Below are 25,463 nucleotides of genomic sequence, written 5' to 3'. Positions count from 1 at the left end.
ATCAGCAGTTTACCACCCGAGGAGTGTCAGTTAATTGGACAATATATTCGAGGACATTGGGGGATTGAGAATCGGCTTCATTGGCATTTGGATGTAACCTTTAGGGAAGATGCTTGTCGAGCTCGTAAGGATTATTCAGCCACAAATCTAAACACGTTGAGAAAGTTTGCTTTAACCATTGTTTCTCAGTATAAAGACAAACTTTCCCTACGGAAAAGGTTGTTTAAGGCTGCTTTAAATATAGACTATCTCAAAAAGCTGCTAAAGATTTGATGCGGTTGCCCTGTATATCGCTAACTAAATAACCATATATCATATAGTATATATAGTTTTGCAGAGAGGTAGTGTAATACAAAAGAGAAAAATGAAACGGATAGCTCTATTTGGAACCATTGCAAAGGCAGAGACTTTGCCCGATTTTTTATTCTTTCTATCACGGCTTTTAGACTTAGGAGCCCATATTTCTGTCGAGGAAGAATTCCTTATATCTTTGAAAAAAAGGTCTTTATTAGGCAGCTTTGACCTCTCTCTTCTTGATGAAGAGTCCCTATCGAAAGCCTCTCTTATCATATCTTTTGGAGGAGATGGTACCTTTCTTAGAACAGTACACAAAGTAGAGCATCTTACTACACCCATACTGGCTATAAATGGAGGGCACTTGGGATTTTTAACCGATATTGATGCTTCAGAGGCGTTAAGTTATATAGATCGCCTTTTAGCCAATGATTATCGTATCGAGGAACGTAGTATTTTATCCGTAGAGGTAGAGGGTAGATTTTTGGGATATGCCTTTAACGAAGTGGCCATTCAGAGAAGGGAGACAGGCTCTATGATTACAGTAGAGACGCACATCAACGAAGATTATTTAGCAGATTACGCTGCAGATGGTCTCATTGTAGCCCCTCCTTCGGGGTCAACAGCCTATTCATTGAGCGTCAATGGTCCCATTGTAGCCCCTCATTGCCCCGTTATTCTTCTCACACCCGTTGCTCCTCATAGTTTGAGTATGCGCCCCGTGGTAATTCCAGACAATGCAATAATCAATTTGAAGGTTCATTCTCGCAGCTCCTCTTTTACGATTGCAGTGGATGGACGCTTCTCAGTTTTTCCCTCGGGAGTACCTATTGTAATACGTCAAGCAACGCACAAAGTGTCTATAATCCGCTTGGGGACACACTCATTTTACGAAACATTGAGAACCAAACTTATGTGGGGGAAGAATCCTCGTTAAAGGATTCTAAAGACTTTCCAAAATCTCTTGAGCCAGTTACACGGTCTCAAAAGAATAAAACTATTAGTGTCTGATAAAAACAAGAGGGTATGCCGAATATCTCGTTCAGCACACCCCCTTTATTTATTGGACTTTTTTAATTAGTCCAATTTATGTACTACGATACCAGAGCGCAACTTAGGCTCAAACCATGTTGTCTTTGGAGGCATGATATTGCCAGTGTCAGCAATATCCATGATTTGCTTCATAGTTACAGGATAAAGAGCCAAGGCTACTTTCATCTCTCCACTATCCACACGTTTCTTCAACTCTCCTAACCCGCGTATACCGCCCACGAAATCAATTCGCTTGTCGGAACGCAGATCTTTAATTCCCAATATCTCATCAAGGATTAAGTTAGAAGAGATAGTTACATCCAATATACCGATAGGATCATTATCGTTATAGGTACCAGGCTTTGCGGTTAAAGAGTACCACTTACCACCAAGATAGAGTGCAAAATTGTGAAGTTTGGCAGGGTGATAAATCTCTGTACCCTTGAGTTCTACTGTGAAATTCTTTTCTAATCGTGCCAAAAATTCCTCATCACTCAAACCATTGAGATCCTTTACCACACGATTATAGTCAATTACAGTCAACTGGTTTGCGGGAAAGCAAACAGCCATAAAGTAGTTATACTCCTCGTCTCCCTTATGGTTAGGATTGTTCTTTGCCTTCTCTGCACCCACGAGAGCGGCTGCAGCTGAGCGGTGGTGACCATCGGCAATATAAAGAGCTTCGAACGTAGCAAATATCTCCGTAATGCGTTTGATATCCTCTTCCTTGTCAATAATCCAAAACGTATGACCAAAGCCATCGATGTCGGCAATGAAATCATACACAGGCTTATTTACAGTATACTTTGCTACGATAGCATCCAACTCCTTGTTTTCGGGATAAGCAAAGAAAACAGGCTCCAAGTTAGCATTATTAACCCGTACGTGCTTCATACGATCCTCTTCCTTATCTCTACGAGTTAGCTCATGCTTTTTGATAACTCCATTGAGGTAGTCATCTACCCAAGCACCTACAACAAGACCGTATTGTGTCTTACCATTCATGGTTTGAGCATATACGTAGTAGTTTTCTTTATCATCCTCAACGAGCCACCCGTTCTTTTGGAAAAGGCGAAAGTTCTCTACTGCCTTCTCGTATACACGCTCATCATGTTCATCAGTGCCTATAGGAAAGTCTATCTCGGGCTTAATGATATGATACAAAGACATCTCATTACCCTTAGCCTCTTCTCTTGCCTCTTCGCTACTTAACACATCGTAAGGACGAGAAGATACTTTCTCTACCAAATTTACAGGGGGACGAAGTCCCTTAAATGGTTTGATTCTTGCCATATATAATCTATAAATTAAAAAGCTGGACAAAGTAGAAAGCTAACCTCATCTACAATGTCCAGCCTTTGTTTCCTCATTTCTTATTTGTTTACTCTGAAACGCTCTTCGCCCTTCTTAATAAAGCCAACAATTTGGTTCGCCGCAGCAATACCTGCGTTGTTATTAGCTTCTGCTGTTTGAGCACCCATCTTCTTAGGAGTTGAGAAATAACGCTCTCCCAAAGCAAGCATAGCCTCGTGGTTGCCAGGCATAATGTCTGTTATATAAACAAGATCTGTACGCTCTGTCAAAGCCTTGAGAATACCCTCCTCGTCAATAATTTCCTTACGAGCAGAGTTGATAACAACCGCATTCTTAGGCATCTTCATCAAGAGCTCATAGTTGATTGATTTCTTTGTTTCATCCGTTGCAGGAGCATGAAGAGAAACAACATCACAGTTGGCAAACAGGTCTGCAACAGAAGTTACAGGAGTAGCACCAGCCTCTTTGATTGCATCTGCAGAGATGAAAGCATCGTAAGCATACACATCCATACCAAAGCCTTTAGCGATACGACCTACGTTACGACCTACATTGCCATAAGCCAAGATACCAATCTTCTTACCCATCAACTCGCTTCCAGACTTGCCATTGAAGCGGTTACGAGCATTAAACACCAAAAGTCCTATTACAAGTTCTGCAACGGCGTTGGCATTCTGCCCAGGAGTGTTCATAACACATACGTTATGTGCTGTAGCCTCAGCAAGATCTACATTGTCATATCCAGCCCCTGCGCGAACTACAATCTTAAGATTCTTGGCAGCATCAAACACTTCCTTGTCTATGATGTCACTACGAATAATTATAGCATCAACATTGGCAACAGCATCTAAAAGCTGTTTCTTCTCTGTATACTTTTCGAGAAGAATAGTCTCAAAACCTTCTGCATCGAAGATTCCCTTAATACCCTGTACCGCAGCCGCTGCAAAGGGCTTTTCGGTTGCAATAAGAACTTTAGTCATAATTTTCTTACTCAATATTTTAAGAGAGCTCTATAACCGATAGGTATATTATCTACGGTTATAGAGCAAACGTTGTTTTTATACTATTAGTTAGTTCATGCTTTCGAATTCCTTCATAGTCTCTACAAGAGCCTTAACACTCTCAAGAGGACAAGCATTGTAGATACTTGCACGGAAACCACCTACAGAACGGTGTCCCTTAATACCTACCATACCACGCTCTGTAGCAAACTTGTAGAATTCTGCTTCTTTGTCCTTGTACTCCTCCTTCATTACGAAGCATACGTTCATCAAAGAGCGGTCTTCCTTAGCAGCTGTTCCTACGAACATCTTGTTGCGATCGATTTCGTTGTAAAGCAACTCTGCTTTTTCTTTGTTAAGCTTGTACATTGCCTCAAGACCACCGATAGACTTAACCCACTTCAATGTTTCGTGCATCACGAAGATTGAGAACACAGGAGGCGTATTGAACATTGACTTATCACGCTCTTCTCCTCCACAGTGCGTATTGTAATTAACCATTGTAGGCATTTCTCTTCCGCTTGTACCAATCAAATCCTTACGAACGATAACGAAAGTTACCCCTGCAGGACCTACGTTCTTTTGTGCACCACCGTAAATCAGTCCATACTTCTTAACATCTACAGGACGACTCATGATATCTGAAGACATGTCCGCCACCAAAGTAACAGGGCTATCAATATCTTCGTGAATTTCAGTACCGTAGATAGTATTGTTAGTAGTGATGTGGAAATAGTCTGCATCTGTAGGAATAGTATATCCCTTAGGAATGTATGAGTAATTCTTGTCTTCAGAAGAAGCAACAATCTCTACTTCTCCAAACAATTTAGCCTCCTTAGCTGCCTTTTTAGCCCAAACACCTGTTTGTAAAAACGCAGCCTTTTTGCCCATAAGGTTAAATGGAACTGTAAAGAACTGTGTACTTGCGCCTCCACCAAGGAACATTACCTCATAATTATCAGGAATGTTGAGCAACTCGCGCCATAGGTCGGCAGTCTCTTTCATAATACGTTCCCAACCTGGAGTACGATGAGAAATCTCGAGAATACCAATTCCTGTGTTGTCAAAATCACGGATTGCTTCGATAGCTGCATCTATTGCAACTTTTGGGAGGACGCATGGTCCCGCATTGAAATTGTGCTTTTTCATTGCTGAAATTACCTTTTATTTTATCTTATTTATATAGTCAACTGATCCTTTTGAAAAGAGACAAAATATCTCTAACAAATAGCAGGGAGCACATTAAATAGACTCACTGCCTGCAAAGGTAGTCAATGTTTTGAGACAAAGCAAGTAAAAAGAATTTTAAGTATCATACCTCTGACAAGTTCTCTATCTCTCTAAGCCACATAGAGCTCACAGCATCACTGGGCATACGCCACTCTCCTCTTGGAGATAAGCTCACGCACCCGACTTTAGGGCCATCGGGCATACAGTTTCTCTTGAATTGCTGGCTGAAGAAACGACGGAAGAATAAAAGCATATATTTCTTGATTACTCCAGCAGAATAGACCCCATGGAAAGCTTCACGCGCTAAATAAAACAGTTTACTCGGTTCACACTTTTTGAAAAGGAAGTGATAGATAAAGAAATCGTGCAACTCGTAAGGGCCTACTATATCCTGCGTTTTTTGAGAAAGCTCTCCTCCCGAAGCAGGTAATAACTCTGGACTTATCGGAGTATCTACAATATCCAACAGGGTTTTGGATAGTTGCTCCGAAATCGATCTAAAGCGAGCATACCAAGCCGTAATCAGGGCAACAGATGTTTTGGGAACTGTAGCGTTTACAGAATACATTGACATGTGATCCCCATTGTATGTACACCACCCTAAGGCTATTTCAGAAAGGTCTCCCGTACCAATCACAGGGGCCTTCTTTTGATTGGCAATATCCATTAGTATTTGGGTACGTTCGCGTGCTTGCACATTCTCAAAAGTGGTATCATGCACTTCTGGATCGTGACCTATTTTCTTGAAGTGAAGCATGCACGAGTCTGTAATATCTATTTCCTTCATTGTAACACCCAACTCACTCATCAGGGTACGAGCATTTTGCAAAGTCCTTGAGGAAGTCCCCATCCCTGGCATGGTAATAGCGATGATGTTTTCTCTGGCAATATTCAGTATATCAAAGGCTGTAGCGGTAACCAAGAGGGCCAAAGTTGAGTCTAACCCACCAGAAATCCCCACTACGGCATGCTGTGCATTCATATGACGCAGGCGTTGCACCAAGCCACACACTTGTATCTCAAACATCTCCTCGCATCTCTCGTCGGGATTGACGCCTTCGGGCATAAAAGGGTTGCGCTCTATTGGTCTATCAACTGGTGCAGAGTCCTCACACGATCGAAGGGAAAAAGGAATCTCCGTAATGGTCTCTTGTGTAAAGTGAGACACTGCCGCCTTGAAGCTACTATTCAACAAACGTTCTGTTTGAATATGAGACACGTCAATATCACTAATGATCATTCGCTCTCGATACTCAAAACGCTTCATCTCTTTGACTATCTTTCCTATTTCCGAAATGAAAGCCTTTCCCGTGTAAACAAGGTCTGTAGAGCTTTCTCCGTACCCACTGGAAGTATATACATATCCGCACAATCCTTGTGACGAAAGGCCACTTATAATAGAGCGTAAGTAGTTGTGCTTACCTGCATTTTCATTACTTGCCGAGAGATTAAATATAATATGAGCTCCATAAAGACTAAGGCGAGTACCTGGGGTATAAGGGGTCCACATATCCTCGCAAATCTCTATACCGATACCGACCTTGCCCGAACGAAAAAGAATATTATGACCAATGGGGACTTCATGCTCTCCTATATACACGGTCTTATATTGGAGCACATCGCTGGGAGAAAACCAACGCTTCTCCTGAAACTCTCTATAATTGGGCAGGTATGTCTTGGGAATAGCACCCAATATACGTCCTTTCTGTAATACCACAGCACTGTTGAATAGTTTCTCTTCTACTCTAACAGGCATACCCACTATAATTAGTATCTCGGTATCGGCAGTATCTTCGGCCAGTTTACACAAAGCCGCATTGGCTTCTTCGAGCAGGAAGGGTTGCAAAAAAAGGTCCCCACAAGTATAACCTGTTATAGAAAGCTCGGGGAAAGTAACAATCTCCACTCCCTGAGCGTCTGCTTGATGCACCATTTCACTGATGCGCTCTATATTATAGTAGCAGTCGGCAACATGTACGTAAGGTACTGCGGCAGCTACTTTTACAAATCCGTGTTTCATTACTTCGTAGTATGCTTTGAAAACTTTCTCTATCTATTTTGAGCTAAATACCCAGCAAAGATACTCTTTGCCACAGAATATATTGAAGTATACGTAAACGATAAAACATCACAAAGAGAAAAAGAAAAACAATTTAGCACCCGCTATAAAGTTCTTCCGAACGAGAGTTATTCTTTATTTTTAGATTGAATATATATATTTCCAGTATTGCGTATATATATATTCAAGTTACGTATATATATATTCAATCTAAAAATAAAGAATTGCTCAGGAGAAAAACAACTTTCGCTAAGATGCTTTAGAGCTTTTGGGAGAGAAGAATCAAACTTTTCCCAAAGTTCTTATAGCACTTAAGAAACGATACAACACGGCTGTTCCCATATCGTAACAGGAAGAAATGCGAGAAAGTAATATTTTGACATTCAATATCTAAAGCCTACTTTTGTAGAGTTATTGTATGAAAAGAAGTATCGCAAACAAGCATTTCGATTCGCTCTTTTTTGAGCGGTTGCAGAGCCCTGAAAGTAAAAAGGAGGCTTTTTCTGAGCTTGTATCGGCCTACTCTGCTTCCTTATACTGGCAGGTTAGGCGCATGGTGCTTAGCCATGATATTGCAGACGAAATAGTACAAGAGACTTTTCTCAAAGCATGGAAATCAATCGATCTCTTTAGAGCCGATGCCAAGATATATACATGGCTCTACCGAATTGCCGTAAACGAATCTCTAAACTACCTCAACAAACAGAAGCGTCATAAGGAACTCTCTGTTGAGATTGATGAAGAAAATCAGTATCTCGTAGAAAACATCGCCTCCGATCCCTATTTCGACGGAGATGCCGCCGAGATTTTACTACAGAAAGCCATTAACACGCTACCTCCTAAACAGAAGCAAGTATTTCTGCTACGTTACTATGACGAGCTGACCTATGCCGATATTGTTGAGCTAACAGGAGTAACCGAAGGCTCCCTAAAAGCCTCTTACCACCATGCCGTAACTAAAATAAAGAAGTATATAGAGGAGAATCATTAAACCAACCGAACCCTTTTCTGTCCTATATACTAACATCTTATTTCCAAACTAACCTAAGTTTATTCGCATGTCTTTAGAAGATAAACTAAGCCAGACATCAGAAAAAAGTAAAGCCCATTTTACGGTTCCTGATAACTATTTTGTAGAGTTAGAGCAACGTATTATGGAAAGCATTGCAGAAGATGAGAGCGAGGAAGTGCAGCAATCGGTAGCCCTCTCCCCCTCTCCCATCTCTCTTTGGATGCGATTACGTCCCTACATTGGTTTGGCAGCCGCTTTCTTCCTTACCATCGGTATATTCCGTCTCTTTAACTATGCCCGCCTGTCCATAATGGAAGAGCGAGCTCAAAAGAAAGAGAACATTATGGCAAAAGACCTCTCTACCGAACAAATTACCGAGCAAGATTACTACGACTTTCTAACCAGCGAATATGCAGAAGACATAGAGAATAATTGGTTAGAAAGCTCTATATATTCCGATTTAGATTAACTCCCCCTATGAAACGTACCCTACTCTCCTTTTTTCTACTCGTGATCACAACACTGGCACTAAAGGCACAAACATCTGCTTCGGCGCCACCACGCTGTCTCTTTCAACGTAATACGTATGTCTGTACAGAATTGGCTCTGTCTGACGAAGAGTGCGAATCTGTAAGTTCCTTACTCAACGAACTCGATACCCAACGCATCGCCCTATGGAAAGAGCACAGAGAACGAACCGCTCAACTCCGCAACAAAAAAGATTTGACAAAAGAGGATGTAATCAAACACCTCAAAGAGCGCACGGAGTGGAAAACGAGAGAAAGTAAACTCATAGAGGAGTGTTACATCAAATTGTGCGACCAGATTTCACCCGAGAAAGTACTCCTTTTGGAGCATACACAGCGTAAGTTCGGGCGTAGTCTAATGAATAAAAAGTCTCCTTCTCCCATACACAAATCGCAAAGGGAACAGAAAAACAGCCAACAAAGACGGAGATAAAACGAAGATAAATTATATCTTTGCTTCGTTTTTGAAAATCAAAAACAGTATTAATTATACACCTATAGTACATATAAAACAACAAAAATATGGGTATTAATAAAGAGCATTTCGTTGAATGTAGCTACGATTTATATGCAGGTTTCGGCGATAAGCGAGATATGGTAGAGCAAGCAACTAAAGAAAGTCCCATGCAGTATATGCATGGTGTGGGTATGATGATTCCTGCTTTCGAAGAAAAATTGAATGGACTTTCTATGGGAGATAAGTTTGATTTCGAACTCACGCCAGATATCGCTTATGGAGACCGAAGAGAAGATTTGGTTCTCTCTCTGGATCGTCAAGTGTTCTGCAATGAAGAGGGCGAATTCGACGGCGAAAACGTAGTAGAAGGTAATATGTTGCCTATGATGACAGCCGACGGACAGCGTGTAGAAGGGCTCGTACAGGAGATAACTCCCGATAAAGTCATCATGGACTTCAACCACCCTATGGCGGGTATGACCCTTCACTTCGTTGGGGAGATTCTTCAAGAGCGTCCCGCAACCCCAGAAGACCGCAAGAGAATTGAGGCTTTAACAGCTCCTCAAAGCGGATGTGGATGCGGATGTAACGATGGGGGAGATGCATCATGCGGATGCCACAGCGGCGAAGAAATCTCAGGCGGATGCTGCTCCTCTCAAGGCGGTTGCAGTTGCCACTAATTAATTATAAATAAAAGAGCCCTTAGAGTTTGAGCATACAACTCTAAGGGTTTTTCTTTTTATTGGAAGAGAATATCCTTTCAACAATAACTCTTAGTAGACGGCAAATGAATTCTTTCGGAAGAATATTCAAACTTACCACCTTTGGCGAATCACACGGAGAGGCCATCGGCGGTGTTTTAGATGGATGCCCATCGGGAATACGTATTAATATGGAGGAAGTACAGCGTTTTATGCAATTGCGTCGCCCAGGTACTTCCTCCTTAGTCTCTCCCCGAAAAGAAGAGGACACTGTGCGTATCCTTTCGGGGCTTCTTCCAGACGGCACTACCACTGGACATCCTATCGGATTTATCATCGAAAATAAAGATGTACGTAGCCAAGACTACTCATCGTTATCGCAACTGTACAGACCGTCTCATGCCGATTACACCTATCACCATAAGTACGGTATTCCTCCACAAGCAGGGGGCGGACGTGCATCAGCCCGAGAAACCGCAGTGCGATGTGTAGGGGGAGCTATTGCACTACAAATGTTGCAACAGAAATTTGGCATTTCCATCTTTCCCTATATATGCTCCATAGGAGAGGCTACTTTAACCGACCAAGAGCGTTCAGAACTCTCGATAGAGAGGACTTATTCTTTTCCTTCTCGCTGTCCACACCCCGAGGCGGACAAACGTTTCTCGCACTATCTACTGAAAACGGCGACACAAGGCGATAGCATCGGAGGCCTTGTACAGTGCATAATAAAAGGCGTTCCTATAGGTTGGGGGTCTCCTCTGTACGATAAATTACATGCCCGCTTAGCCTATGCTATACTATCTATCAATGCTACAAAAGGCATTGAATTCGGAGACGGATTCGCATTAGCAAAGAAAAGGGGGAGCGAAGCCAATGATGCCATGGACGTAACAAACGAAAGAGCAGTATTCTTTAAGAGCAACCACTCAGGAGGAATACAAGGAGGTATTTCGACTGGAGCAACCATCTCTTTTAGAGTAGCTTTCAAGCCAACCCCAACGATAGGTATAGAACAGGAGAGTATAACTGTAACTAAAGAGAGAACGACCATAAAAGGCAAAGGTCGACACGACCCATGCGTCGCCATTCGAGGGGTAACCGTAGTACACGCTATGACAGCTTTGGTACTGGCAGACGAAGCTCTTGTATCTCGAGCAACAGCTCCGCTATAAATCTTTTCTTTCCCCATATTTTAAGACGCATTCATAAAGAAAGGGTGTATCTTTGCGTACAGTAAAAGAAATTCTACTCCATGGTAATAAAAACAGCTACGTTTGTTAAAAGTAGTGCGCAGTGTAGCCAATGTCCAGAGGGCAATCTGCCAGAGTATGCTTTTATAGGACGCTCTAACGTAGGGAAATCATCACTCATCAATATGCTCACAGGGTTTTCAAAGTTAGCCATGACCTCAGGAAAGCCTGGCAAGACCCAACTCATCAACCACTTTATTATAAATAATAGTTGGTACTTGGTAGATTTGCCCGGATACGGTTTTGCACAGCGCAATAAGGCACAACGCCTCGCCTTTCGTAACATGATAGAGCAATATGTTACGGCTCGAGAGCAACTCACGAACCTCTTTATTTTAGTAGATAGTCGTTTGGAACCTCAAGCCATTGATTTGGAGTTTATCCAGCAAATGGGAGAATGGGGTATCCCCTTCTCTATCGTAATGACCAAGACGGACAAACTATCTCAACTCAAATTGGAAGAGTCGGCAGAACGATTCCGACAGAAGTTATTAGAGAGTTGGGAGGAACTTCCTCCATTTTTCTACACCTCATCAACCACAAAAAAGGGACGAGAAGAAATTCTTCAGTATATTGAGGAGATTAATCAATCACTACACAAATAAGATATGAGTAAAACAATTTTGGTAACAGGTGGTACGGGATACATCGGTTCGCATACCATCGTGGCACTCTACGAATCGGGCTACCAAGTAGTAGCCGTAGATAATCTAAGCAACTCAAAAGAGGAAGTACTTGATGCTATTGAAAAAATTGCTCATCAGCGTCCCGTCTTTTATCCTATAGATTGTAATGACAAAGAGGCGATGGAGCGAGTTTTCTCTGAAAACAAAATTGGTGCTGTCATCCACTTTGCAGCCAGCAAGGCGGTTGGAGAGTCTGTACAAAAGCCCCTACTCTACTACCGAAACAATATAATGTCACTCATCACACTGATGGAATGCATGGAGCAATTCAAAACCAAAGCTTTGGTTTTCTCCTCCTCTTGTACCGTATATGGGCAACCAGAACAATTACCCGTAAACGAACTTGCTCCTATCCTTCCAGCCACTTCTCCTTACGGAAACACCAAACAAATCAACGAGGAGATTATACGAGACACTATAAATGCAGGAGCTTGCTACAAAGCTACCCTTCTGCGTTACTTTAATCCTATCGGAGCTCACCCCTCTGCTTTTATCGGCGAAGCTCCCAATGGAGTACCTCAAAACCTTGTCCCTTTCCTCACTCAGACGGCATCGGGCATACGCAAAGAGTTACAGGTTTTTGGCACGGACTACAATACACCTGACGGGAGTTGTATAAGAGATTACATCAACGTAGTAGATCTCGCTCAGGCGCACATAGCAGCCCTTGACCGAATGATCTCAGATCAGGAAAATGTACCTCAACTGGACGTCTTCAACATCGGAACGGGCAAAGGTTTGAGCGTATTGGAGCTCATTCACTCTTTTGAAAAGGCAACGGGCATAAAAGTTCCCCATCGTTATGCCGACCGCAGAGAGGGAGATATCGAAGCCGTGTGGGCAGATGCGAGCAAGGCTAATCGAGAACTAAACTGGTGTGCGACTGTCTCTACAGAAGATACCTTACGATCGGCATGGGCTTGGCAATGCTATTGTGACCAGCGAGAGAAAGAAAAAGCCTAAAAGAGTTTGCCCAATGCAATAATATCTCCTACCTTTGCACTCGAAATACTTCATTATTATTTTAAAATTCTTTTATGAAGACAAATGAAATTATGGCCCAGTTGGAGGCCAAGCACCCAGGTGAAAGCGAGTTTCTCCAAGCAGTAAAAGAAGTTCTTCTCTCTATCGAAGATGTTTACAACCAACATCCAGAGTTTGAGAAGCACGGTATCATTGAGCGTATCGTAGAGCCAGACCGCGTATTTACATTCCGTGTGCCCTGGACAGACGATCAAGGAAAAGTACATGTAAACATTGGTTACCGTGTACAATTCAACAACGCAATCGGTCCCTACAAAGGTGGTATCCGCTTCCACCACACAGTAAACCTTTCTGTTTTGAAGTTCCTCGGGTTTGAGCAAACTTTCAAGAACGCTCTTACAACCCTTCCTATGGGTGGTGGTAAGGGAGGTTCTGACTTCTCTCCTAAGGGTCGCACGGATGCAGAAATCATGCGTTTCTGCCAAAGCTTCGTACAAGAGCTCTGGCGCAATATCGGACCAGACACAGACGTTCCAGCTGGAGACATCGGTGTAGGTGGTCGTGAAGTAGGCTACATGTTCGGTATGTACAAAAAGCTTGCTCGTGAGCACACAGGTACTTTCACTGGTAAGGGATTTGAGTTCGGAGGTTCTCGTCTTCGTCCAGAATCTACAGGTTACGGTGCTGTATACTTTGTACAAAACATGTGTAAGCAGCTTGGTATCGAGTATAAGGGTAAGACCATGGCTATCTCTGGATTCGGCAACGTATCTTGGGGTGTAGCTCGCAAGGCTACAGAATTGGGCATCAAGGTGGTTACTATCTCTGGTCCCGACGGTTATGTATATGACCCAGACGGTATCAACACTCCTGAAAAGTTCCAAACTATGCTCGAGCTTCGCTCAAGCGGTAACGACGTTGTAGCAGACTACGTGAAGAAATATCCTAATGCACAGTTCTTCCCTGGCAAGAAGCCTTGGGAGCAAAAGGTAGACTTCGCTCTTCCTTGCGCTATCCAAAACGAGATGAACGAAGAAGATGCTAAGATGCTCGTAGCTAACGGAGTTACCTTAGTAGCAGAAACTTCTAACATGGGATGTACAGCAGAAGCAAGCGAATACTTTGTAGAAAAGAAAGTAAACTTCGCCCCTGGTAAGGCTGTAAACGCAGGTGGTGTATCTTGTTCAGGTCTTGAAATGACTCAGAATGCAGCTCACCTCTCTTGGAGCAACGAAGAAGTAGACAAGTGGTTGCACCAAATCATGCAAGACATCCATGACCAATGCGTTGAGTATGGTCGTGAAGGCGATTATATCAACTACGTTAAGGGTGCTAACATTGCAGGCTTCATGAAAGTGGCAAAGGCTATGGTGGCACAAGGTGTGTGCTAAGCTAAACGCCTACTAATGTTTCAAATGGCATTCTTCTCTCCACAAGAGGGGAGGATGCCATTTTATTTATCTACCACCTCTCTTTGGTTGGCTCGCTACTTAGCGCAATACGGAAACATCTTTCAGTTCTACAAGTCTATATAAAACACAACTTATCAACTCCCTTTCTCTCCCGACACAATGGATGTACAGAACATTATAGAACGCTACTATACCCAAGGTACAAAAGCCTATCAAATACTCGTAGAGCATAGTACAAGTGTGGCAACCTTAACTCTTTCCATTGCAGCCCGACATCCAGAGTTGAATCTTGACACTACCTTTCTGTACGAAGGGGCTATGCTACACGATATTGGGATATGTCTAACCCATGCCCCCGAAATCTACTGCTTCGGTAGAGAACCCTACCATAGACATGGTTACTTGGGAGCTACCCTGCTACGTAAAGAGGGATTAGAACGTCATGCTTTGGTATGTGAGCGACATACGGGCTCTGGCATAACCCATGATGAGATAACCCTTGCAAAACTAACGCTACCCAAAGATCGGAGCTACCTACCCCAATCCATGGAGGAAAAATTGATTTGTTACGCCGATTCTTTCTTTTCCAAAACACGTTTGGGGCAACAGAAAGATTATGAAACTATTCGCTACAAAACTTGGCATCTATGGAGTGATCGGGCCCCCCACTTGGCACAAGCCGCTTTAGATAGACTGGATGCACTACACGCGTTATTTGGTTAGATTCCTCCTTGCGAAGCCTTACAGGAAAGATTATAGATTCGTTTTCTCCCATTTACAATGCCCACGACAAAAAGATATTTCATTCCTCCGAACTTTATGCAGAGGATGAAAGACTACAGTCTCCCCATTGCCATCGTTATAGGTATTCTCTTCTATCCGTGGATTAGTATTCTGGCTCCTACGGTACCCTATCTCATCATTTTAATGCTCTTTTTCACATTTCTCAAAATACAGATTAGAGCATTAAAACCAGCACCCGTTCATTTTCTTCTGTTGGCGTTACAGATAGCCCTCTCGCTGGGAAGTTACTACCTGCTACAATCTTTTTTTCCCGTGAGTGTTGCCCAAGGAGCCTTCAACTGCTTTCTTTGTCCAGCAGCCTCGGCCTCTCCTGTGATTATAGGTATATTGGGGGGCAATATCGCTCTGGGCACCACCTATGTACTTTTAACCAGCGTTGGGATAGCTTTTATAGCTCCGCTTCTCTTCCCTCTCATAGGGAGTGCCGACATTTCGTTTTGGGAGTCAGCCTCCACCATATTTACGCATATTTTCCCCTTGGTTATAACTCCTCTGGTTGTAGCCCAGTTATTGCGTTTTAAGGCACCCCGACTGCATGCTAAAATGCTTGCTTTTACGACTCTTTCTTTTTGGATTTGGATTGCAGCTTTAGCCATCATTATAGCCAAGACTGTTGCCTATATGGCAGAGAAACCCTCGGAAGAAATTCCCGTCATGTTACTACTCGCAGGCGTGGGACTTATTGCCTGTCTGCTCCAATTTATCATCGGGAAAAGGATCAGTAAAAAGCTCTTGGGCGAAAGCATAACGTTAGGACAAAGTTTAGGGCAAAAAAACTCCAGCTTAGCAATTTGGATGGCACAGATGTACCTCGACCCTCTATCGAGCATTGCGATGGCCTCTTACTCTATTGCACAAAATCTATTGAATTCACTTCAATTATTACGACACACAAAAAGAAAAAAGAGTATACTATGATACTTACAGACAAATGGTTCACCACGATAGGAAGCGATCAGAATAATGCAATAGTCATTATCAACGGTCGGTTGGATATCGAAAATTTCGTCAAATCGGGCAAATTCAAATATCGTATCGAGATAAGACTTCCCTACTCTTCAGATTCAAAAGGAATGCCCGATAAGCCTGCGGAACGAATGATTGGACAAGTAGAGGAACTCCTACGCCCCAAAATGGAGAAGGATAAACTTGCCATCCTAACTGGCAACCACCTCGGGGGAGGGGTAAAGTATTGGGTATTCTATGCCCGAACCGACAAAGTTTTCTTTGAACGCCTCAACGAAGCCTTGGCAGAACTCCCTCTTCTCCCCTTGGAGTTTGACAACGAGATAGACCCTGAGTGGAGCGAGTATCTCGATATGCTTACCCTTGCCCCCACGGAAAACGAGGAATACGATGAAGAAGAAATAGGAGAAGTAGACGAAGAATAGAGCTTTATAGTTTCTATACAATCTTCTAACCTCCATTCCACAGAGAAAAGAATCAAAAGAACAGGTAGAGAGTGTTTCGTTATGGAGCACTCTCTTCTTTGTTTTTAGGATATACACAACAACGATATAAGTATAGAGATCGTTCTATATACAGCGCAGATTTTCTCTATATACGAATAGAAAATGCTCTATGTAGGGCGTGAATTCTCTCTATCTGCGAATAGAACATGCTGTATATACGGAATTATGACTAAACCCTCCTAAAAATCGACTTTTACATACATAAAAACCTCACTGTATCCTATCATACAGTGGGGTTTATACGGTTTACGAGAGAGCTACGCTCGAAAAGCCTCTCAGCTTAGAAAATAGTAGAACATTCTCCGAGCCCTCCTCTTCTTATTAGAGCAAAAATAGAGCATCCGTAGAGCCTTATCCTATTTCTTCGGAGCATTGTTCCGAGCAAATACTGCAAACATTACGAATACAAAAGGAAATAATACGGCTGCCATATCAATGATATTTTAATGCTATTTTTTGCTTCTTGTCCGCGAAGGTAACACTTTTCTTGATGGGCGTTGCTCTTACTACTGGAAAATACAACTACCTTTGCACGTGAGCAATAAATTATCTATAAGTATGGCAACACAGTACAAAATACTCTGGGCTGACGACGAAATTGAATATCTAAAGCCTCACATACTCTTTTTGGAGAAAAAGGGATACTCCGTGGTGCCTGCATTAAGTGGAAACGATGCTTTAGAACTGCTCAAAAAGGAGCCTTTTGATTTGGTATTCTTAGACGAGAATATGCCTGGAATATCAGGCCTTGAGACCTTGGAGCAAATACGTCTACTTCATCCCTACTTACCCATTGTAATGGTAACCAAGAATGATGAAGAATTTTTGATGAACAAAGCTATTGCAGGCAAGGTGGCAGACTTCTTGATCAAGCCCGTCAATCCGAGCCAATTGCTCCTAACGCTAAAAAAAATTCTTCAAAAAGAGCACTTGATTAGTGAGGCTGCAGTGCTCGATTATCAGCAAGAATTCCGAGATATAAGTCTACAACTAATGGGGCAACTCTCTCTCTCTGAATGGAAAGAACTCTACAAGAAGCTGATGAAGAGAAGTATACAGTTGGAAGAAGAGTATCCCGACATGCTGGGAATGCTCGAGATGCAACGCAAAGAGGCACAGCAACAGTTCGGACGTTTCATAAATAAAGAGTATGAAGGTTGGATAAAGAATCCTTCTACCCGCCCCCTTATGAGCCCCGATCTTTTTTCAAAACGAGTGTTCCCGCTCTTAGATGCAGGAGAGAAAGTCTTTTTCGTACTGATAGACAACTTCCGTTATGACCAATGGCTCTCGGTTAAGGATTTGTTGAGCGACCTTTTCCTATTTGAAGAAGAACTGTATATGGCCATTCTCCCCACAGCAACGCAATATGCTCGCAATGCGATATTCTCGGGATTAATGCCTGCACAAATAGCGCAAAAGTTCCCAGAGCTATGGGTAGACGAAGAGAGTGAAGAGGGCAAAAATCTTAATGAAGCTCCTATGATTCAAACTCAACTGGAGCGTTACCGAAAGCCCTATGAGTTTTCGTACCACAAAGTTTATGAAACTCGCTACGGAGAAAAACTCCTCTCCTCCATGGAACAACTGCGACGCTATCCGCTGAATATAATCGTTCTAAACTTCGTAGATATGCTTTCGCATGCTCGCACAGAGAGTAAAATGATTAGAGAACTTGCCAACGATGAAGCCGCCTATCGCTCTTTGACCAGAAGTTGGTTCAAACACTCGACGACCTATCGCCTTTTCAAAAAAATGGCTGAGATGAAATACCGCATCATACTCACAACCGATCATGGTACCGTGCGTGTAAAAAATCCTGTGCGGGTAGTCGGAGATCGTAATACAAGCACCAATCTGCGCTACAAGTTGGGACGTAATCTCACCTACAATAGTAAGGAAGTGTATGCCGCAACAAAGCCTCAGGATATCGGATTGCCCACAACACATATCACCGATAAGTTCATTTTCTGTTACGAAGATGATTTCTTTGCTTACCCCAATAACTATAACTATTACGTCGGTTATTACCGAGACACATTCCAGCACGGAGGTATTTCTATGGAAGAGATGATGGTGCCAATAATTGAATTACAGCCTAAATGAACCCATTTATAATAGAAACTTTAGCCGCTATACCCCAAGCTGTTCAAGCCTTTCTGGAACAAACAGAGGGACATAAAGTTTTTGCCTTTGTCGCTCCTATGGGAACGGGAAAGACCACGTTTATTACAGCCCTTTGCCGTGCTTTGGGTGTGGACGATGTGATAAATAGTCCTACTTTTGCCATCGTAAATGAATATGCTCTCCCCCATACCGAAAAGGTAGTTTATCATATGGATTGCTACCGTTTCGAACGCCTCGAAGATGCTCTGAACTTAGGATTTTCTGACTATCTCGACAGTGGAAATTACTGTTTCATTGAGTGGCCTGAGGTTATAGAACCCATTTTACCAGAGGATACTCTTTATGTGGTAATGGAAGAAATCGAAGGGGGGAAACGAAGTATAACCCTTTTAGATAAGAGAGAGTATAATACATCAGAAGATGATGGAGTTAGCTGAAATAGAACGTGCCTATACCCACTCGCAGAGAAGAGGGTCTATAGAGGTGATCTGTGGCTCTATGTTTAGCGGAAAAACAGAAGAACTCATGCGCCGACTCCGCAGAGCTTCTATTGCCCAACTGAAAGTAGAAGTTTATAAACCCGCTATTGATACTCGTTACGATGAAAAGAACATAGTATCGCACGATGCACGGAGCTTTGATTCCAATGCCGTAGACAATGCTCAGTTAATACTCCTATTGGCTTCAGATGCAGACGTTGTGGGGATTGATGAGGCCCAGTTTTTCGATGAAAGCATTGTCTATGTAGCAAAACAATTGGCCGACGATGGCAAAAGAGTGGTCATTGCCGGTCTTGATTTAGATTACAAGAGAAATCCCTTTGGCTTTATGCCCTCCCTCATGGCAGTGGCAGATTATGTCTCTAAAGTACATGCCGTTTGTGTAGACTGTGGTGCTCCTGCCAACTATTCGTACAGGCTTTCAAATCACAACGATCAGATCCTCTTGGGAGAGTTGGATTGTTACCGTCCTCTCTGTCGTAGTTGCTACTTACAACGAGAGGCTAACCTACCAAAAGAAGAAATAAATAAAGAAGAGAACTAAACCTATGGATAATAGACGAATTAGTAAAGTAGCTCGCCTCATTCAGAAAGAGCTTGGCGAACTTATACGTAAACAGACAGCTGCTACTTCTGGTGTTATAATCAGTGTAACTCAAGTTGTACTCTCGCCCGATCTTGCAGTAGCAAAGGTCTATTTAAGTGTTTTTCCAAGTGTAAAAGCCTCTACCCTCATACCCGTTATACAGGGCAATGCAGCCCAACTTCGCTATGATTTAGGAGTTGAAGTCGGTCAACAGTTACGAGTTATTCCTGAGCTTATTTTTTATCTGGACGATACATTGGATTATCTCGACAATATAGATAGGCTACTCAAGAAATAAGTTTTACAGACTTCTTTTAGCCCCTACTAATTTTGTGTTCTTACTAAATCATTTAGCAGGATGCTCTCCTTTCGTTTGGCTTTTCGCTACTTCTTTTCGACTAAAAGACTGCATTCTGTACAGATCATTTCTACCATCTCCTCCATAACGGTGGGGATCGTGGTGATGGCAGCCGTATGTATCCTCTCTATATTCAATGGGTACGAACGCATTTTATTGAATCAAGTTAGCTTCTTAGATCCCCCTCTTCTCGTAAAGCGTTCAGACGAGCAAGTCTTCTCTTCCAACCATCCCGAGCTCCAAAAAGTATTGTCTCAAACGACTAGCTTAGAGCACTACTCGTTCTGCTTACAAACGCAGGGAGCAATACGCTCCTCTTCTGGGCAACGTGTGGCACATCTCTATGGCGTAGACAGCATCTTTACGCAAGTTAATAACCTGAAGCCCTTGGCTTTTATAGGAGATTTTATCGCAACAAAAGATCAATTTTCACTGGGGATTGAACTTTATGGATCTCTCTTTCCCCCCTCTTCCATACAGGAGGATAGTTTGGAGATTTATATCCCCAAACGAAAAGGATTTATCAATCCTATGCTACCCAATACCGCATTCCGTCGGCTCTCGGGAGAGGCTACCTCTGTAATTAATGTGCAGAATGAACACTACGACCAATCTCTTTTTTTAGACATAAAAGCCTTGCGCTCCCTTTTAGATTATACTTCCTCAGAAGTAGATAGAGTACTCCTACTTCCTCGGAAAGATATTACGCTCTCCACCCTGCAACAAGAACTCCAAAATCATTTGGGAAGTGAGTGGAGAGTGCTGAATCGCTTAGAGCAACAACCCAATTTAATTCGCCTCGTGGCAATCGAAAAGTGGATGAGTTTTTTTATTCTTTTCTTTGTTCTCTTACTCGCCACGTTTAATGTAATCTGCTCTTCCTCAATGCTTATAATAGAGAAGAAAAGAGATATTGATATTCTTAGATTTTTAGGAGGGAGCAGTAATTTCATCCATAGAGTATTCCTCATCCAAGGTCTATTGATTACTCTTTTAGGAGCTTTTATAGGATTCTTTTTGGGTCTACTATTCGTTTTCTTACAAGATCGTTGGGGATGGATTTCTTACGGCGAAGGGCTCTACAAGCAACCCTATCCTGTAGCGATACAAAGTTGGGATATTTTGGTCTTACTCCTTACCATTCTTGCGGTTGCCTACCTCTCCTCTCTTTATCCCGTACATCGTTTGCTTAGGAAAAAATAATCTGATTATCATATGGAAAAGGAACTTTTTTCACAACCTGTCATGCAAAAGTTAAAAGAGGAAAATCCTACCGAATACATTCTCTATATCTGGAAGATGGAAGAGATCGTAAGGGCATTCCCCTCTCAAGACGCCTTCCAAAAATATTACAACGATTTACTATCAGATGAAAGCAATGCCTCTCTTGCCGCACTACTTCGCGGTGTGTATGAGGAGTTGCAGAATGAAAATATACTTGACAAAGCGAGCATGCACCCCCAATCCATCAGAGATTTACTAAAAGAGCTGGAAGAGTTGCATTTGAAACTGGTCGAGGATAAGCGAGAAGAAATCTATCAAGGTCTGCATCTACAGGTTCTCCCTTCCATCATAATGCTCCAGAAAAAAAATGGAACTCAAGCAAAGGGAGAAATAGAAACCTGCCTGGAAGCTATTTACGGTCTGCATAGATTGCAAAGTACCCAACAAGAAGTCTATCCAGATACCTTAGAAATGCTCAAAAAGTTCAGCTTGCTCCTCAAAGTATTGGGGGAAAAACGTATGACCTACAATGAGAATGAATAAAGAAATAGCTATTTATGCAAGTTAAGAAAGCTCTTCTTGTTCTATTGGGAGCAAATGGCCAGTTAGGTCGCTCCTTTCGTCAATATTTTCTAACGCAATCCGACGAAAATATAGACCTCTATTCTGTTACGAGAAAAGAGTGTGACTTTGAGAAAAAGGAAGATGTAGATCGATTATTCTCTCAACTCGATGCAACTATTCAAAGCAAAAGTTATACAGCTTGCATACTTATTAATACAGTAGCCTATACGCAGGTTGATCAGGCAGAACTTGACGAAAAGCGAGCCATGCAGTTAAATGCCCATCTCGTGGGCAGACTTGCTCAAGAGGTAAGTAAACGAGAGTGGGGGCTAATACACATCAGTACAGATTATGTATTTGATGGGGAAAAAAGTCTCCCATACGAACCCGAAGATTTGCCCCACCCCCTCTCTGTTTATGGAAAAAGCAAGTATGAAGGAGAACTCTCTCTGTTATCTAATGCCTCTTTTGGGAAGGCTCTTATAATAAGGACTTCATGGCTTTACTCTCCCTATGGGAAAAACTTTCTGAAAACCATTCTACGACTAGCTCATACTCAAAGGGAAATAAAAGTTGTAGCAGATCAATACGGAGCTCCCACGTATGCGCCCCACTTGGCCGAATACATCATGCTTTCCTGCGATAAGTTTCTGAAGTTTGGTTCATTTCACTCTACTATAGAACATTTTTGTGATCAAGGAAAGACTTCTTGGTATGACTTTGCAAAAGAAATTATCTCTGAGGCCTCTCTGGAAAAGGAGTGTAAAGTAATACCTATTGCCACCGTAGACTACCCGACATTGGCTTCCCGCCCACCACACTCCCTTTTGGCTGTAAGAAGTGATATTTCCCCAAAGTATCCTTGGCAGACAGGGGTAAAAAAATGTATACAAGAAATCTCCTCTATGAGAGATATCTGAAAAAAGCAAACAAAGAACGGACCAAATACCTACTAATGTTTATATCCTTTTCCTTTCTACAGTCATAACCCTTAGGTATTTTTATTCTGTTTTTCAGAGGGGTATGCTCTAAAGTTGGGATTTTTTCTTACAAGCATATATTCTAAATAGATATTTATACCTACTTTTGTGGAGCTTAAGAGTTACTATTAAAGACGCTTTATCATAAGCTATGAGTCTAAACGTTTTAGAACAGAGGGCTATCGTCTCTCGTGTGCATGATAGTTACATAGTCGTTACTATCGAGCAAAAGAGTGCTTGTAGTGGTTGCCATGCGGCGAGTGCATGTTCTTCGGCAGACTGTAAAGAGCGAGAAGTTACCGTCTATGCCCCTCTCGGAGATTTTATGGTAGGGGAAGTTGTTATTCTTAAAGGACAATATGCTATGGGACGGTTGGCCGTTTTTTTAAGCTTTGTTGTTCCTTTAGTTATAACTCTTATCGTAGCCCTTATGGCAAATTATCTTTTTCACTATTCTGAAATTAGCACTGCTTTGCTAACTCTTGCAAGTGTTGGTGTTTATTATGGTGTCTTAGCCATGTTTAGGCCTGCACTAAAACGTAAATTCGTTTTTACAATAGAGAAAATTCATTCAAACGACAATATATGATACTAACTGCGATTGTACTGGGTGTAATAGCCATTATCAGTGCACTACTTCTTTATTTCGTATCGAAGAAATTCGAAGTGTATGAAGATCCTCGTATTGGAGCTGTGTCCGAAGTTCTTCCTCAGGCTAACTGTGGGGGATGTGGATATCCTGGATGTAGTGGTTTTGCGGCTGCATGTGTTGGGGCATCTTCTTTAGATGGTCTTTTTTGCCCTGTAGGCGGGTCTGCTGTCATGGGGCAAGTTGCAGAAATTTTAGGCATGTCTGCAGGGACTTCAGAACCCATGCTAGCTGTAGTACGCTGTAATGGTACTTGCGAGGCGCGTCCGAGAGTAAATGAATACCAAGGAGCCAAAAGCTGTAAGATCGCTTCTGCACTCTATTCAGGAGAGACTGGCTGTTCTTTTGGGTGCTTAGGCTTAGGCGACTGTGCTCTTTCGTGCGACTTCGACGCATTGCATATGAACCCTGTTACAGGACTCCCCGAAATCGATGAAGAAAAGTGTACCTCTTGTGGAGCATGTGTGAAAGCTTGCCCCAAGATGATTATAGAACTCCGTAAGAAAGGGCCTAAGAACCGTCGTGTCTTTGTTTCTTGTATTAACAAGGATAAGGGTGGCGTTGCTATGAAAGCTTGTAAGAACGCTTGTATAGGCTGTGGTAAGTGTCAGAAAACTTGCCCATTCGAAGCAATCACAGTAGAAAACAATTTGGCCTACATCGACTTTAACAAGTGTCGTTTGTGTCGCAAGTGTGTTGCAGTGTGTCCTACGGGGGCAATTCATGAGACAAATTTCCCTCCTCGCAAGCCAGAGGCTCCTGCTGAGCCAAAAACTGAGGCTCAAGCCCCTCAACCTCCTGTAACTCCCCCAACCCAACCTTCAAATGCTCCTGTAGCAAATGCGTGATAACAGTAAATAATCAAAAAACGATCATATTAGTATAAATACTATGCAGAGGACTTTTCGTATAGGAGGTATTCATCCTCCCGAAAGTAAAATGTCAGCAGGGCGGCCTATCGAAGTTTTGCCTATCCCTAAATTGGCAGTAATTCCTTTGGGACAGCATATCGGAGCACCTGCACAAGCTGTTGTAGCAAAAGGAGATGAGGTTAAGGTGGGTACTCTTGTCGCTAAGGCAGGAGGGTTTGTCTCTGCCAATATACACTCTCCTGTTTCTGGTAAAGTTGCCAAAGTGGATACCATATTCGATTCAAGCGGCTACAAGAGACCTGCTATATTCATAAATGTAGAGGGTGATGAATGGGAAGAATCTATCGATCGCTCTACAACTATCAAGAAAGAATGTGCCTTAAGTCCTAAAGAAATTGTCGATAAAATAGCAGAGATGGGCATCGTTGGTATGGGAGGAGCTACTTTTCCCACCCATGTAAAGTTGTCACCTCCTCCAGGACAAAAAGCAACAGTGCTCATTATAAACGCTGTTGAGTGTGAGCCCTATCTTACCAGTGACGATGCTCTAATGAGAGAGCACGCAGAGGAGATTATGATAGGTTGCTCTATTATAATGAAAGCTATAGATGTCCAAGAAACTCTCATTGGTATCGAGGTGAATAAGCCTGAAGCTATCAAAGAGATGGAGCGTGTAGCAGCTAATTATTCGGGCATCAAAATCATACCTCTCAAAAAGAGATATCCTCAAGGTGGAGAGAAGCAATTAATCGATGCCGTTATTCGTAGACAGGTTTCTAGCGGAGCTCTACCCATCTCTACAGGTGCTGTAGTTCAAAACGTAGGTACAGTTTATGCTGTTTACGAGGCGGTGCAAAAGAATAAACCTCTTATAGAACGTGTTGTAACCGTTACAGGAGATAAGTTATCTAATCCCTCTAACCTTTTAGTGCGTATGGGTACTCCTATAATTGACCTTATCAATCATGCGGGAGGAATGCCCGAAGATACTGGTAAGGTGATCGGTGGGGGACCTATGATGGGACGTGCCTTAGTCAATACAGACGTACCTGTAACTAAGGGTTCTTCTGGTCTTTTGCTTCTGAGTCGCAAGGCTACTGCTCGTAACGAAATGCGAGACTGTATCCGTTGTGGTAAGTGTGTGGGCGTATGTCCTATGGGACTTAACCCAGCTTTCCTCATGCGTGACACTGTTGTTAAGAACTGGGATAGCTGTGAGAGTATGAATGTAGTAGATTGTATCGAGTGTGGGTCTTGTAGTTTTACTTGCCCTGCAGATCGTCCTCTCTTGGACTATATTCGTATCGGGAAACAGACTGTTATGGGTATTATTCGTACTCGTAAGCAATAAGCAACTCTACTAAT

The 25,463-nt window shown here is 42.5% G+C and carries 27 protein-coding genes; 23 read left to right on the top strand and 4 right to left on the bottom strand.

Features of this window, described 5'->3' with window-relative positions:
• Positions 1 to 273: ISAs1 family transposase (locus B5D06_RS06025; RefSeq protein WP_143742625.1), on the top strand; the 273-nt coding region annotated here is incomplete at its 5' end.
• Positions 274 to 364: 91 nt separating this feature from the next.
• Positions 365 to 1,231 (top strand): NAD kinase, encoded by an 867-nt coding sequence (locus B5D06_RS06020; protein ID WP_078737111.1) that lies wholly within the window; start codon positions 365 to 367, stop codon positions 1,229 to 1,231.
• 140 nt (positions 1,232 to 1,371) lie between these two features.
• Here the strand turns inward: B5D06_RS06020 and B5D06_RS06015 are convergent, their stop codons facing one another.
• From B5D06_RS06015 to B5D06_RS06000, 4 genes are all read right to left on the bottom strand, one after another.
• Positions 1,372 to 2,619 (bottom strand): DUF1015 domain-containing protein, encoded by a 1,248-nt coding sequence (locus tag B5D06_RS06015; protein WP_078737110.1) that lies wholly within the window; start codon positions 2,617 to 2,619, stop codon positions 1,372 to 1,374.
• 80 nt (positions 2,620 to 2,699) lie between these two features.
• On the bottom strand, positions 2,700 to 3,620 hold the full coding sequence (locus B5D06_RS06010) for an NAD(P)-dependent oxidoreductase (RefSeq protein WP_078737109.1): 921 nt from the start codon (positions 3,618 to 3,620) through the stop codon (positions 2,700 to 2,702).
• Positions 3,621 to 3,710: 90 nt separating this feature from the next.
• Positions 3,711 to 4,790 carry a 3-phosphoserine/phosphohydroxythreonine transaminase gene (gene serC / locus B5D06_RS06005; RefSeq protein ID WP_078737108.1) on the bottom strand — a complete coding sequence of 360 codons (1,080 nt, stop codon included), beginning with the start codon at positions 4,788 to 4,790 and terminating at the stop codon, positions 3,711 to 3,713.
• A gap of 163 nt (positions 4,791 to 4,953) precedes the next feature.
• Positions 4,954 to 6,891 carry an NAD(+) synthase gene (locus tag B5D06_RS06000; protein ID WP_078737107.1) on the bottom strand — a complete coding sequence of 646 codons (1,938 nt, stop codon included), beginning with the start codon at positions 6,889 to 6,891 and terminating at the stop codon, positions 4,954 to 4,956.
• 457 nt (positions 6,892 to 7,348) lie between these two features.
• On the opposite strand from B5D06_RS06000, the gene B5D06_RS05995 reads away from it, so the two are divergent.
• From B5D06_RS05995 to rsxC, 21 genes are all read left to right on the top strand, one after another.
• On the top strand, positions 7,349 to 7,921 hold the full coding sequence (locus B5D06_RS05995) for an RNA polymerase sigma factor (protein WP_078737106.1): 573 nt from the start codon (positions 7,349 to 7,351) through the stop codon (positions 7,919 to 7,921).
• Between the two features lie 67 nt (positions 7,922 to 7,988).
• Positions 7,989 to 8,411 carry a hypothetical protein gene (locus B5D06_RS05990; RefSeq protein ID WP_078737105.1) on the top strand — a complete coding sequence of 141 codons (423 nt, stop codon included), beginning with the start codon at positions 7,989 to 7,991 and terminating at the stop codon, positions 8,409 to 8,411.
• An 8-nt stretch (positions 8,412 to 8,419) separates the two neighbouring features.
• Positions 8,420 to 8,902: a hypothetical protein gene (locus B5D06_RS05985; RefSeq protein WP_078737104.1), complete on the top strand. Its 483-nt coding sequence runs from the start codon at positions 8,420 to 8,422 to the stop codon at positions 8,900 to 8,902.
• Between the two features lie 89 nt (positions 8,903 to 8,991).
• Positions 8,992 to 9,606, top strand: coding sequence for an FKBP-type peptidyl-prolyl cis-trans isomerase (locus B5D06_RS05980; RefSeq protein ID WP_078737103.1), 615 nt, complete (start codon positions 8,992 to 8,994; stop codon positions 9,604 to 9,606).
• 107 nt (positions 9,607 to 9,713) lie between these two features.
• Entirely contained in the window at positions 9,714 to 10,802 is a 1,089-nt protein-coding gene (gene aroC, locus B5D06_RS05975) for a chorismate synthase (protein ID WP_078737102.1), read from the top strand.
• Between the two features lie 80 nt (positions 10,803 to 10,882).
• Positions 10,883 to 11,485, top strand: a complete 603-nt coding sequence (gene yihA / locus B5D06_RS05970; protein WP_078737101.1) for a ribosome biogenesis GTP-binding protein YihA/YsxC — start codon at positions 10,883 to 10,885, stop codon at positions 11,483 to 11,485.
• A 3-nt stretch (positions 11,486 to 11,488) separates the two neighbouring features.
• Positions 11,489 to 12,529 (top strand): UDP-glucose 4-epimerase GalE, encoded by a 1,041-nt coding sequence (gene galE / locus B5D06_RS05965; protein WP_078737100.1) that lies wholly within the window; start codon positions 11,489 to 11,491, stop codon positions 12,527 to 12,529.
• A 74-nt stretch (positions 12,530 to 12,603) separates the two neighbouring features.
• On the top strand, positions 12,604 to 13,941 hold the full coding sequence (gdhA, locus tag B5D06_RS05960; protein WP_078737099.1) for an NADP-specific glutamate dehydrogenase: 1,338 nt from the start codon (positions 12,604 to 12,606) through the stop codon (positions 13,939 to 13,941).
• 180 nt (positions 13,942 to 14,121) lie between these two features.
• Positions 14,122 to 14,685: an HDIG domain-containing metalloprotein gene (locus B5D06_RS05955; protein ID WP_078737098.1), complete on the top strand. Its 564-nt coding sequence runs from the start codon at positions 14,122 to 14,124 to the stop codon at positions 14,683 to 14,685.
• Between the two features lie 105 nt (positions 14,686 to 14,790).
• On the top strand, positions 14,791 to 15,684 hold the full coding sequence (locus B5D06_RS05950) for a transporter (protein WP_317041737.1): 894 nt from the start codon (positions 14,791 to 14,793) through the stop codon (positions 15,682 to 15,684).
• Positions 15,681 to 16,157 carry a DUF695 domain-containing protein gene (locus B5D06_RS05945; RefSeq protein WP_078737096.1) on the top strand — a complete coding sequence of 159 codons (477 nt, stop codon included), beginning with the start codon at positions 15,681 to 15,683 and terminating at the stop codon, positions 16,155 to 16,157. Before B5D06_RS05950 ends, B5D06_RS05945 begins: the two co-directional genes overlap by 4 nt.
• A gap of 639 nt (positions 16,158 to 16,796) precedes the next feature.
• Entirely contained in the window at positions 16,797 to 18,344 is a 1,548-nt protein-coding gene (gene porX, locus B5D06_RS05940) for a T9SS response regulator signal transducer PorX (RefSeq protein ID WP_078737095.1), read from the top strand.
• The gene (gene tsaE, locus B5D06_RS05935; protein ID WP_078737094.1) at positions 18,341 to 18,802 is read left to right on the top strand and encodes a tRNA (adenosine(37)-N6)-threonylcarbamoyltransferase complex ATPase subunit type 1 TsaE; all 462 of its coding nucleotides are present in this window, start codon (positions 18,341 to 18,343) and stop codon (positions 18,800 to 18,802) included. Before porX ends, tsaE begins: the two co-directional genes overlap by 4 nt.
• The gene (locus tag B5D06_RS05930; RefSeq protein ID WP_394364850.1) at positions 18,786 to 19,409 is read left to right on the top strand and encodes a thymidine kinase; all 624 of its coding nucleotides are present in this window, start codon (positions 18,786 to 18,788) and stop codon (positions 19,407 to 19,409) included. The genes tsaE and B5D06_RS05930 overlap by 17 nt, the downstream gene beginning before the upstream one ends.
• 4 nt (positions 19,410 to 19,413) lie before the next feature.
• Complete coding sequence (locus tag B5D06_RS05925) at positions 19,414 to 19,749, top strand: ribosome-binding factor A (protein ID WP_078737092.1); 336 nt, start codon at positions 19,414 to 19,416, stop codon at positions 19,747 to 19,749.
• 60 nt (positions 19,750 to 19,809) lie between these two features.
• Positions 19,810 to 21,012 carry an ABC transporter permease gene (locus tag B5D06_RS05920; RefSeq protein WP_078737091.1) on the top strand — a complete coding sequence of 401 codons (1,203 nt, stop codon included), beginning with the start codon at positions 19,810 to 19,812 and terminating at the stop codon, positions 21,010 to 21,012.
• 12 nt (positions 21,013 to 21,024) lie between these two features.
• Positions 21,025 to 21,576, top strand: coding sequence for a DUF4924 family protein (locus B5D06_RS05915; protein WP_078737090.1), 552 nt, complete (start codon positions 21,025 to 21,027; stop codon positions 21,574 to 21,576).
• A 14-nt stretch (positions 21,577 to 21,590) separates the two neighbouring features.
• Positions 21,591 to 22,517, top strand: coding sequence for a dTDP-4-dehydrorhamnose reductase (gene rfbD, locus B5D06_RS05910; protein WP_078737089.1), 927 nt, complete (start codon positions 21,591 to 21,593; stop codon positions 22,515 to 22,517).
• A 211-nt stretch (positions 22,518 to 22,728) separates the two neighbouring features.
• Positions 22,729 to 23,166, top strand: coding sequence for a SoxR reducing system RseC family protein (locus B5D06_RS05905; RefSeq protein ID WP_078737088.1), 438 nt, complete (start codon positions 22,729 to 22,731; stop codon positions 23,164 to 23,166).
• A complete protein-coding gene (locus B5D06_RS05900; RefSeq protein ID WP_078737087.1) occupies positions 23,163 to 24,074 on the top strand; it encodes a Fe-S cluster domain-containing protein in 912 nt (303 codons plus the stop codon). The genes B5D06_RS05905 and B5D06_RS05900 overlap by 4 nt, the downstream gene beginning before the upstream one ends.
• A 43-nt stretch (positions 24,075 to 24,117) precedes the next feature.
• Positions 24,118 to 25,449 (top strand): electron transport complex subunit RsxC, encoded by a 1,332-nt coding sequence (gene rsxC / locus B5D06_RS05895; RefSeq protein WP_078737086.1) that lies wholly within the window; start codon positions 24,118 to 24,120, stop codon positions 25,447 to 25,449.
• Positions 25,450 to 25,463 lie beyond the last annotated feature (14 nt).

Source organism: Porphyromonas circumdentaria, assembly GCF_900167105.1.
Classification (GTDB): domain Bacteria; phylum Bacteroidota; class Bacteroidia; order Bacteroidales; family Porphyromonadaceae; genus Porphyromonas; species Porphyromonas circumdentaria.
The sequence above is the reverse complement of the archived record's forward strand: the minus strand, read 5'-3'. Positions and strand labels throughout refer to the sequence as shown.